Origin of the sequence: Sulfitobacter undariae (assembly GCF_014196805.1) — a bacterium.
Taxonomy (GTDB): domain Bacteria; phylum Pseudomonadota; class Alphaproteobacteria; order Rhodobacterales; family Rhodobacteraceae; genus Sulfitobacter; species Sulfitobacter undariae.
Genome location: NZ_JACIEI010000029.1, coordinates 1 through 10,666, shown reverse-complemented (window position 1 = coordinate 10,666; position 10,666 = coordinate 1). Strand labels below are relative to the sequence as shown.

Annotated in this window: 12 protein-coding genes and 1 pseudogene; 6 read left to right on the top strand and 7 right to left on the bottom strand. The window is 54.3% G+C overall.

Going from position 1 to position 10,666, the window contains the following annotated elements; translation table 11 throughout:
* Positions 1-345, bottom strand: a 345-nt coding sequence (locus GGR95_RS18515; RefSeq protein ID WP_184568353.1) for a hypothetical protein, incomplete at its 3' end; no start/stop codon positions are given.
* A 371-nt stretch (positions 346-716) separates the two neighbouring features.
* Here GGR95_RS18515 and GGR95_RS18510 point away from each other — a divergent pair.
* From GGR95_RS18510 to GGR95_RS18485, 6 genes are all read left to right on the top strand, one after another.
* Positions 717-953 carry a type II toxin-antitoxin system CcdA family antitoxin gene (locus GGR95_RS18510; protein ID WP_184568352.1) on the top strand — a complete coding sequence of 79 codons (237 nt, stop codon included), beginning with the start codon at positions 717-719 and terminating at the stop codon, positions 951-953.
* Positions 953-1,252 (top strand): CcdB family protein, encoded by a 300-nt coding sequence (locus GGR95_RS18505; RefSeq protein WP_184568351.1) that lies wholly within the window; start codon positions 953-955, stop codon positions 1,250-1,252. The genes GGR95_RS18510 and GGR95_RS18505 overlap by 1 nt, the downstream gene beginning before the upstream one ends.
* A 162-nt stretch (positions 1,253-1,414) precedes the next feature.
* Positions 1,415-2,017, top strand: a complete 603-nt coding sequence (locus tag GGR95_RS18500) for a GntR family transcriptional regulator (RefSeq protein WP_137192348.1) — start codon at positions 1,415-1,417, stop codon at positions 2,015-2,017.
* A gap of 88 nt (positions 2,018-2,105) precedes the next feature.
* Positions 2,106-2,696 (top strand): biotin transporter BioY, encoded by a 591-nt coding sequence (locus GGR95_RS18495; protein ID WP_137192347.1) that lies wholly within the window; start codon positions 2,106-2,108, stop codon positions 2,694-2,696.
* On the top strand, positions 2,693-3,109 hold the full coding sequence (locus GGR95_RS18490) for a DUF1284 domain-containing protein (RefSeq protein ID WP_184568349.1): 417 nt from the start codon (positions 2,693-2,695) through the stop codon (positions 3,107-3,109). The genes GGR95_RS18495 and GGR95_RS18490 overlap by 4 nt, the downstream gene beginning before the upstream one ends.
* A 401-nt stretch (positions 3,110-3,510) precedes the next feature.
* Positions 3,511-4,212: a VIT1/CCC1 transporter family protein gene (locus GGR95_RS18485; RefSeq protein WP_038068518.1), complete on the top strand. Its 702-nt coding sequence runs from the start codon at positions 3,511-3,513 to the stop codon at positions 4,210-4,212.
* 124 nt (positions 4,213-4,336) lie between these two features.
* On the opposite strand, the gene GGR95_RS18480 is transcribed toward GGR95_RS18485, so the two are convergent.
* The 6 genes and pseudogenes from GGR95_RS18480 to ilvD all read right to left on the bottom strand — a co-directional run bounded on the left by GGR95_RS18480 (position 4,337) and on the right by ilvD (position 10,386).
* Entirely contained in the window at positions 4,337-4,729 is a 393-nt protein-coding gene (locus tag GGR95_RS18480; RefSeq protein ID WP_020952701.1) for a group III truncated hemoglobin, read from the bottom strand.
* A 60-nt stretch (positions 4,730-4,789) separates the two neighbouring features.
* Positions 4,790-4,948 (bottom strand): annotated as a pseudogene (locus GGR95_RS18475) (transposase); the annotation flags it as partial.
* A gap of 245 nt (positions 4,949-5,193) precedes the next feature.
* A complete protein-coding gene (locus GGR95_RS18470) occupies positions 5,194-6,708 on the bottom strand; it encodes a catalase (RefSeq protein WP_038068513.1) in 1,515 nt (504 codons plus the stop codon).
* 495 nt (positions 6,709-7,203) lie between these two features.
* Entirely contained in the window at positions 7,204-7,596 is a 393-nt protein-coding gene (locus GGR95_RS18465; RefSeq protein ID WP_184568348.1) for a hypothetical protein, read from the bottom strand.
* A 154-nt stretch (positions 7,597-7,750) separates the two neighbouring features.
* On the bottom strand, positions 7,751-8,290 hold the full coding sequence (locus GGR95_RS18460; protein ID WP_184568347.1) for a recombinase family protein: 540 nt from the start codon (positions 8,288-8,290) through the stop codon (positions 7,751-7,753).
* 242 nt (positions 8,291-8,532) lie between these two features.
* Positions 8,533-10,386 (bottom strand): dihydroxy-acid dehydratase, encoded by a 1,854-nt coding sequence (gene ilvD / locus GGR95_RS18455; RefSeq protein WP_050527167.1) that lies wholly within the window; start codon positions 10,384-10,386, stop codon positions 8,533-8,535.
* Positions 10,387-10,666: the final 280 nt, after the last annotated feature.

The window sequence follows — 10,666 nt, the reverse complement described above, 5'->3', positions numbered from 1 at the left end:
GCACGCCATTTTGAAACCAGCAGGCAAACAATCATGCGCGTCAGAAATCAGGGATAATCCTATGTCGCATTTCGTACCTTTGTTGGGATAGACCCCAGATACAGAGATGGATTTTCTACCGGTCGGACAGTTGTAAAAACAGGTTTTGCTAGACCCATTGAGCTCTTCTCCGGCTGAGAGGCACATTGCTGCTGTTTTGAAATTCCCTCTATCACTGAAGCTTCTCAACTGTTGGGACAGGGTCGTTTTGCTGTCTGTATTTTCTGGCAAAAAGTCCTGGGCCGCGATTGCAGGAAAGCTGTAAGCGATGACCATTACGATTGATGCAAATGCCATTTTCTTCATTAGTAGGGTTCCAATCATTGGCGTTTATAAAGACTAGCACTTCACATTAAATGGGGCTGCATGGAACTGCTGATTTTCATCCTCAACATACAATCAAGGCGAGAATTTGACCCGAAAAATTCACTTAACATAACGTCCGATTATCCGCCGTTCCCGCTTTGTTACTGGTGACGGCTCCACTGATATACATCCTGCATCAGCAGCCACACAGCGGCCCTGAGCTACGCTTCTGGAGCCGCCCTTGGGGCTAAGCATGGGAACTCGAAAACCCCGCCTTGCGTGCCCTACGCAACAAGATCAGGGCGGGATGTTGTTGATTGATTTGCTGTTATCATGCGCATATATTATGCGCATGATAGCGAGGTGAGTCGATGCAAGCACAACCCATTCCTAAAAAGCCGACCAACCTGTCCTTGGATCAAGGCCTTTTGTCTGAAGCCAGAACTTTTGGCGTGAACCTCTCACAGGCTGCGGAGGCGGGTTTGCGACGGGCTGTTAGTGATGCAAAAGCCACTGCATGGAAGTGTGAAAACGCCAAAGCACTTGAGACATCTAATGCTTGGGTGGAAAACTACGGTTTACCCTTAGAAAAATACCGGTCCTTTTGATGGCGCGTTTCGATGTGTATGCCAGCCCGGACGGTGGAGGTTATTTGCTTGACGTGCAGGCCGACCTGCTGGAAAGCCTGAATACGCGTGTGGTTGTGCCATTGATGCCGGTCAGTGCAGCTCCGTCTCCAGCTAAGCGCCTTAATCCAGTGTTCGATATCCAGAACGAGCGCCATGTGATGGTCACCCAATTTTTGTCTGCGGTGCCTGTATCTATTCTGAAAACGCCCATTGCCAGCCTTGCGCTGCATGACGCGGACATCACAGGGGCTCTCGATCTGTTGACCACGGGCGTTTGAGTGCCCGGTTCGATCAATGGCAAAAACCCTCGATTGTGAACGTTCAAAAACGGTCCTTTTTGAAAGGCGTGCATTTAGGGTGATCGTCAGCGCTGTGTTCGAACCACCCCTTTTTTAAACAACGGCCTGTTCCAGTGAGCCGGTTCAGGTTAGATCGTGATTATGTCTGATTTATCTATAAAACCTGCAGCTATTGCTGACGTCCTCGCAGAAGAAATCATTAGGGGCGACATTGCTCAGGGTGCTCGACTTGCGCAGGATCATATCGCCGAACGATTCAAGTGCAGTCACGTCCCTGCACGCGAGGCGCTTCAGCGCCTTGTTCAGATGGAACTTGCCACCTTTATCCCCAAGCGCGGTGTCCGAGCGTTTTCTTTGACTGACGCAGATCAAGACGACATTCAGGAGATGAGACTTGCTCTGGAGCCGCTGGCTTTGACGAAAGCGGTTGCCAAGATTACGCCAGCGGCTCTGCAGGAAATGGAGCTTTTTCGGCTTGCTTGCGACCATGCCAAAGACCCTATTTCTTGGGAAAAAGCCAACCGGCAGTTTCACTTGGAAATTCTGAAACCCTGCGAACGGCCTCTTTTGCTGGAGCGCATCAAGCAACTTCAGCGTCTTTCCGCACAGAGGTTTCACGCCAGATGGCGCGAAACGTGGCAGAGCACCTCGGACAAAGACCATGTGGCGATCCTTCAGGCCATGGAGCGGCGTGAAGGAAATACAGCATCTACGATCTTAAGGCGGCACCTCTCCCGTGGATGATTTCAAGACATTCTTGTAAACTATCTATAGTTCAAGTATTTTTTGATTCTCGTTCTATATTTAATAGATATTTGTAGGAATCGCCTAAATGACCTCATCTACAACTGCAGTCGCCTGCAACAATCCCAGAGCATTGGATGTGCAGAACTTTACACTACCGTGGAAAATAGCGGCCGTCTTTTTCGGCACCCTTTTCCTCACATTGTCGTCCTATATCGAAGTTCCGATGATCCCAGTTCCGATCACCATGCAAACCTTTGCGGTCATGCTTGTCGGTGCCCTATACGGATGGCGTTTGGGTGGAATCACAATCGTGGCTTGGTTGATGGAGGGAGCCCTTGGACTGCCGGTTCTGGCGGGGGGCGCTGCTGGAGCACAACATTTCTTAGGCGCAACCGGCGGCTATCTTTTTGCCTTCCCAGTCGCGGGCATGGCTGTCGGGTGGTTAACGGAACGTGGCTGGAACGGGCAGCGCGTTTGGCTTTCGTTTCTTGCTATGCTGATCGGTAACGCGATCTGTCTGGTTCTGGGGGCCGCATGGCTTGCAGTTCTGATCGGTGCGGAACAAGCAATTATGGCGGGTGTCGTTCCCTTTGTCATTGGTGGGATCCTCAAATCTGGTCTCGGCGCGATGACGCTTAAACTGTTGACGCGCGACACCAAAAACAACGCCGAATGACAGTACGCCTGCGTGCTCACCATCTTCTTTGTTTGCTTACTTACATTGGCAAAGGATACAGCCTCGCCTTCACAGACAACATGACTGTGATTGCGGGGCGAATTTCAGCAGGTGAGACTATCGAAATTATAGAGGGACCGGATGATATCTGTGCCCCGCGTCTGGCGGAAACTAGTGCGCATTGTTGCGACGAAAGTGTTTACAATCGAGACCTTCATGCGGCGAAGGATGTGGGCAAGATATTGCAAGTGCCGATGCATACCGGCGCAAAACTTTCTTTGGACAAAGGGTCTTTGAGGCTACTTCGGTCGGCGTTCTCACGAAATCAGGTTCGATCCGCCTGTAACGATTGCCAGTGGGGAGAACTTTGCACTCATATTTCTTTAAACGGCTATGAAGGTACAATCGTATAAGGGGTCTGCTCCGGCTCAGTGCAAAATCCTACGCTAAGAAATATTTTTCCCTGACGCTGGCACCCTTTGCGGAATTTACATTTAGACATGAGCTGAGATGCACGACTTCGCTATCTGAGAGCCTATTTTACATCCGTTTCACAAACCTGCGTTTGAGACATATGCCAACAACACGAATCAGATTAAATCTTTAACAATCATATGGTTGTGGGCGTCAGAGCAAGCTTACCGTACTATTTTGCACTGAGCCGGAATCGACCCCCAGGTGCCGCTTGCGGCAGAAAATCCTTGTCTAGCGCTCGGATACAGGCGATCTTCACCTCAAACGACACGCCACTTGGGGAATGCAGGCTGGAATCTACAGGGTCAGATCGACAGTATGAAATTGGAGCGGGACGGCCATGACCTATCAGTCAGCCCATGAAGAAGTACATTTCGTCAACCGCAGCGGTTGGTTGCGGGCCGCGGTGCTCGGCGCCAACGATGGGATCGTCTCGATCTCGGCGCTCATCGTGGGCGTGGCGGTCGCCAATCCTTCCGCAGAGGCGGTGTTGATTGCAGGCGCCGCGGGATTGGCCGCCGGGGCGATGTCGATGGCGGCGGGGGAATATGTCTCGGTCAGCTCACAATCGGATATTGAAGGTGCTGACATCGCCCGTGAGGCGCAGGCTCTGCGCGAGACACCCGCGGAGGAGGAGGCGGAACTGGCTTCTATCTGGGAGAGCCGAGGGCTCTCGCCCGCGACGGCAGCGCTTGTCGCGCGCGAGTTGACCGAAGCTGACGCGCTTGGGGCCCATGTGCGCGATGAACTCGGCCTCTCTGAGGTGCATAGCGCCAATCCCTTACAGGCTGCCTTTGCCTCTGGGCTCACGTTCACTTTGGCCGGGGCTGTGCCGATGGTTGCTGCGCTCGTCTCACCCGCAGAAACTGTCGCCGTCGTGGTTACTGTGACAACGCTGCTCGCGCTTGCCGTTCTCGGGGCTCTCGGGGCTTGGGCCGGCGGAGCCAAGTTGTTGCGACCAACACTGCGTGTGGTCTTCTGGGGCGGTGCCGCGATGGCAGTGACCGCCGCTATCGGGAAACTATTTGGGGTCGCGGTTTAGGCAGGCAGGGGGGCTATCCCCCCTTCTTGGGGATCGGGGGAAAGGTATTTTAGAGTTCAAAAGGGCCCGGCTTAACGGCTCTGGCATTGTCGAAGATTTGGTTGATGAAACTGCTGCCTCTCTATCAGCGGCGGAGGTTTGGGGGATCGCCAGCCTGCGCAAGCCCATAGCTGAGGCCCTTGCCAATCCGGTGCGCGAGGGCTGACCAATTGCGGGCCTGATCTATTGTGAGGTTAGCAGCCAGCACTTTATCAAAGAGGTCCAGCCATATTGGAAACATCTCAGCGCGTATGTCTCCTGCCTCTTTGTGAACGAACATGGGGTTTCCATCGTAGCCCTGTTCGCGCAGGATCGCGTTACGCCAGAAAGACATGATCCTGCTTTCATGCTCTGACCAATCCGTGACGTGCCGTGCAAAAACTGGCCCAAGAACTGGATGGTGGCGAATGTCTGCGTAAAAGCGCGCGACCACCACGCCGATTTCTTCGGCGGTAATGTCAAACCTACGCGCATTCATACTGGCCCCCTTTCACCTGCCTCTGTGTCACGAGTGTTTCCTCTGCGCATGGCTTCTAGGTCATGTTGACAAATGGCGTATCCATAGACGGATCGAGGTGATGTCGATGAAGCCGAGGAAGCTCTGGGCGGTCTTGTCGTAGCGGGTTGCGACCCTTCGTGCGTTCTTGAGCTTGTTGAAGCACCGCTCGACGAGGTTGCGCAACGAATACAGCTTGAGGGCCTGCCCGAGGATCAGGAAACGCGGCTTACCAGCCGCGCGCAACGTTTGGCGAAGCGGATGAAATCGATATATGGGGTTAAGCGCGTAGCGCCATCTCTTTCGCCGGTGTACCGCTGTTGCGGCGCATTGTCAGGCGCGCATCGAAGGCGCCTGTCGATGCCTTCGATGGTAATGTTCCGGCTTTCTATCGGTGTGTCCCGGCCGGGGCGCGCGACTCGCCCCGCCAGAATTACAGTGAAGCGTTACTCTGCCAATTCAGGCTTTGGGGACAGTTCCTCTGGCGATTTGGCCGACATGCCCAAAGCCTTGGCAACACCTTCGCCATAGTTTCGGTCGCAGCGCGTACAGTTGTCGATGTGACGCTGCTTTATGAAATCAGGAGCATCGCCCATGTTTCGCCCGGTGTTTTCAAACAGAACCTGTTGTTGTGCCGGTGTCATCAGTTGGAAAAGCTTGCGGGGCTGCGTGTAATAATCGTCGTCATCCTCGCGGAAATCGAACATTGCGGCGTTTCCGTCAATCTTGAGTGGCGGCTCCGCGTATTCGGGCTGATCGACCCATTGGCCAAAGCTGTTCGGCTGATAGTGCGGCAGCCTGCCGTAGTTGTCATCCGCCCGCCCAAGGCCATCTCGGTGGTTGCTCATGACCGGACATTTGGCGGCATTGACTGGCACCTGCTGGTAATTCACACCCAGTCGGTAGCGCTGTGAGTCCGGATAATTGATCAACCGCGTCTGAAGCATCTTGTCGGGCGAAACGCTGATTCCCGGCACGAGGTTCGATGGCGAGAAAGCGGCCTGCTCGACATCTGCGTGATAGTTTTCCGGATTGCGGTTCAGTTCGAATTCGCCGACTTCGATAAGTGGGTAATCTTCCTTGTACCAAACCTTGGTCAGGTCGAACGGATGAACGTGATAGGTTTCTGCCTCGGCTTCGGGCATCACTTGTACATACATCTTCCAGCGCGGAAAATCACCGCGTTCGATCGCATCAAAGAGATCGCGCTGATTGCTTTCGCGGTCATCGGCCACAACCGAAGCTGCCTCTGCGTCAGTCAGGTTTTCAATGCCCTGTTGGGTCCTGAAATGCAACTTCACCCAGAAACGCTCACCGGCGTCGTTCCAGAAGCTATAGGTATGGCTGCTGAACCCGTGCATGTTCCGGAAACTTTTGGGAATGCCGCGATCAGACATCACCACCGTGACCTGATGCAGGGCTTCGGGCAGAAGCGTCCAGAAGTCCCAGTTGTTTGTCGGGGAACGCATGTTGGTCCGTGGATCGCGTTTGACGGCCTTGTTGAGATCCGGGAATTTCTTGGCATCCCGCAAGAAGAACACAGGGGTGTTGTTACCCACCATGTCCCAGTTACCTTCTTCGGTGTAGAATTTGAGCGCAAAGCCGCGAATATCCCGCTCGGCATCTGCCGCGCCGCGTTCACCCGCCACAGTGCTGAAGCGGGCGAACATCTCGGTCTTCTTGCCAACTTCACTGAAAATTTTGGCGCGTGTGTAGTGGGTGATATCGTTGGTCACGGTGAACGTGCCGAACGCACCGGACCCTTTGGCGTGCATGCGGCGCTCCGGGATGACTTCGCGCACGAAATTCGCAAGCTTTTCGTTGAGCCAGATATCTTGCACCAACACGGGCCCACGTTTCCCTGCGGTCATTGAGTTCTGGTTGTCGACCACCGGAGCACCGAAAGCCGTTGTCAGGTGGGACACCGGACATTTACCCTTGTTTAAGACATCATCTGACATGGCCGTTCTCCCTCAAATAATGTGAATTTCCATGACACTTTAGAATGAGCATCAGGATTAATAAAGCGATGATGATGGAATAACAAAAACCACAGCCTGTAAAGTCGGTGGCCTCCTTCGCGTTAGTGGCCGCTCAAATTCTAAAAACTGCGCCTTGTACTGCGAGTAATATGCCTCAGTTCCCGTCGTAGCGAAGGTCGGCTTCCCACCCTTCGAGACCGATGCTGCGCCATTGATAAAAGAGAAGTATGGGCTCTGAACTGCCGTTCGCTGTATCGAGAAGGAACGACCGGTTTTGCTTAACGTAGGATTTAGCACTGAGCCGGAGCAGACCCCTATAATCCTACTTGCGATTGCAGTGCTTGAGTGGTGGCCAAACGTGCCTGTTCCAAAAACGCTCCTTTTTGGAACGAAGCCCCACTACCCTGTCTTCTGCCACCACAAACCCCATTCAAAACTGGCACGGTTGTTGAAGGTAAATGCCTAGCTTGCGGTCTACCCTTTTAACAGGCCGAAGAACCGTCTACGCGGCTCAGTCACCTTCTCTCGCTGATCTGTCAGAACAGCCAAAGCCTGCATGTGTTCACGGCTACGCCGTTCGGCTTCTACTTTCAGATCTTCCACCTGACCGAGCAAAGTTTGTCGCTCACGCTCGTGCATGGTCTCCAGCTTGTCCATCTGTTCGCGTAGCATCTTAACTTCGGTCGATAGTGCGCTGTTTCCAATAGGGTTTTCTTGGGTTTCCATATGGGTTGTAGTTTGGTTTTCAGGCGTGTTCAGAAACGGGTTGGCATCCATCCACCTTTGAAGCTCGGAAGGATCTATTTGCCACCTGCCCTTATCGTCTTTTTCTGCTGAAATTTGACCGCTTTGAAGGGCTTTTGACATAGTTCCCTTTGCCCTGCTCGCGTGTTTCGCGGCCTGCCCTAGTGTGAGTTTCATAGCGTTCATTGCCTGTATTCTCTGGGGTTTCTAATTGGGCTTTAATAGTTCACGGTAACGGTTTACTGAACGCTTGGAAAGGGCAGGGGGTATTTCTCATTCAAGCCCGTCTGATGGTGCTTGTACTGACCTGAAACAACCGCGCCAGCTCAGCGATGCCACGGCCCTCCTGATCCCGCATCCGCACAACCTCGGCGCCGCGCTCCGCAGATAGGGCAGGGGGCCGACCACCAACACGCCCTCGCTTGCGGGCAGCGGTAAGGCCTTCTTTGGTTCTCTCAGATATCCGTTCGCGCTCAAACTGAGCGATGGAGGCAAACACATGAAACACCAGCCGTCCTGCTGGCGTCGTCGTGTCGATGTCCTCAGCCAGCGACCGGAACCCAGCACCTTGCGCACGGACTGCCTCTACGATGCTCAAGAGGTCCTGTAGAGATCGGCTCAGACGGTCGTACTTGGTCACGACAACAACATCACCACTGCGCAGCTGCTCGATCATGCGATCAAGCTCTGGGCGGGATTTTTTGGTGCCTGAGATTTTTTCCGCAAAGATGCGTTCCGCGCCAGCCACTTCCAAAGCCGAGGTCTGGGCATCAAGATGCTGTTCTTCTGTCGAGACGCGTGCGTAGCCAATAATCACTGCTGGGCCCTTTCAAAAACGTTCCAGAACTACTTAGGTTCTGGAAGGGGTTTTTGACAGCAGAAATTGGGGTGGTTTGAGGGTGTTCCAAAAAGGAGCATTTCTGGAATGCCACCAAAGTTCGTTTATCGGCATTACAGGTAGCCCTGTTCCACCTTACGCTTTGCTACCTCTGACAGAGCATCAACCGCTAGTCCCTCGTGGCGTCATTGCAAGATTTGTTCGTTGAGTAACGCTAAGGGTTAAGGTGATTTAATTAGCCTTGAGATATCACGCACGGCTCCTTTCGCGGCACTGGTAGTCAAAGCCGCATAGGCTTGCAGTGCCTTGGACACTTTACGCTTGCGCAGCACTGCCGGATGCCAGCCGGTTACATCTTGTGTGGCGCGGCGGGCAACCAAAGTTGCACCATCGACGGCTAGGTGGATCGAACGGTTTGGGATGTCGATCTCGATCTTGTCGCCATTTTTTACCAGCCCGATGGTGCCACCTTCTGCTGCTTCGGGCGAGACATGCCCAATAGATAGACCGGAGGTGCCGCCAGAGAAGCGACCATCGGTTAGCAAGGCGCAGGCCTTTCCCAAGCCTTTGGATTTCAAATAAGACGTGGGATACAGCATTTCCTGCATGCCAGGCCCGCCGCGCGGCCCCTCGTAGCGGATCACAACCACGGCACCCTCCTTGACCTTGCCGGTCAGGATGTCGCTGATGGCGGATTCCTGGCTCTCGCAGACATGAGCGGTGCCTATAAATTTCAGGATCGAGGCATCGACCCCAGCCGTTTTCACAATACAGCCTTCTGCCGCGATGTTGCCAAACAGGACCGCAAGGCCGCCATCCTCGCTGAAGGCATGGGCCTTGGACCTGATCACGCCCTTTTCACGGTCCTTGTCCAATTTCTTGAACCGGTTTTCCGTGCTGAAGGCCTGCGTGGTGCGCACGCCCCCAGGGGCCGCTTTGAACAGGCTCTCGGCCTCAGGGTTATTGGCAACCTTGATGTCCCACTGCGCGATCGCTTTGCCCATCGTCATAGAATGCACAGTGCTGCAGTCGTCGTTCAACAACCCGGCCCGCGACAGCTCTCCCAAGATAGAGAAGATGCCACCGGCGCGATGCACGTCTTCCATGTGGACGTTGGCGATGTTCGGCGAGACCTTACACAGACAGGGTACCTGGCGTGATAGACGATCGATGTCGTCCATCGTGAAATTGACCTCGCCCTCGCTGGCGATGGCCAGCAGGTGCAGCACAGTATTTGTCGATCCGCCCATCGCGATATCTAGGCTCATCGCATTCTCGAATGCCTCAAACCTAGCAATCTCGCGCGGCAGCAAGCCTTTTTCCTCAGCCTCGTAGTGGCGCTTGGTAATATCGACGATGCAGCGACCGGCCTCCAAGAACAGGGATTTGCGGTCAGCATGGGTGGCCAGCGTGGACCCGTTTCCGGGCAGCGCCAGACCCAGTGCCTCGGCCAGGCAGTTCATTGAATTGGCGGTGAACATACCGGAACACGATCCACAGGTTGGGCAGGCGTTTTCCTCGATGTTCTGGACCTGCGCGTCGGTCAGCGTCTCACTGGCGGCTGCGACCATCGCATCGACCAGGTCAATCTTGGTCATCTCAAGGTCCGCGATGTCGATCTTACCAGCCTCCATCGGGCCACCGGACACGAAAATCACGGGGATGTTCAATCGCATCGCGGCCATCATCATGCCTGGCGTGATCTTATCGCAATTGGAAATGCAAACCATCGCGTCGGCGCAATGGGCGTTGACCATGTACTCCACGCTGTCGGCGATGATCTCTCGCGAGGGGAGTGAATACAGCATCCCGTCATGGCCCATCGCGATACCATCATCGACGGCGATCGTGTTGAACTCTTTCGCGACCCCCCCGGCCTTTTCGACCTCTCTAGCGACAAGCTGGCCCAGATCCTTCAGGTGGACGTGGCCGGGAACGAACTGGGTAAAACTGTTGACAATGGCGATGATAGGTTTGCCAAAATCGCCGTCGGTCATCCCTGTCGCGCGCCAAAGACCACGGGCACCCGCCATATTTCGGCCATGTGTACTTGTTCTCGAACGATAGTGAGGCATCTTTTCCACCTTAGACAAACTATGCTCAGTGTACGTCCGTAACGCGAGGAAGAAAATGGGCCAATCACCCAGTATCGTCCGGTCACTGGCGTTTGCGTCTAGGTGGCTTGTAGCGTGGCTGGTCAGCCCTATCGTAGATCGTGCCACCTGTCTGATCTGGTCGGACACTTACACCCTCCCAAAAGCGACATGGTGTGATTGCGGCGGCCGCTCTCCAGTGGCGAACGAGGTCCTGTTACATTGGCCTCATGGAAACAAGCCGTGAGGAGAACGACCATGA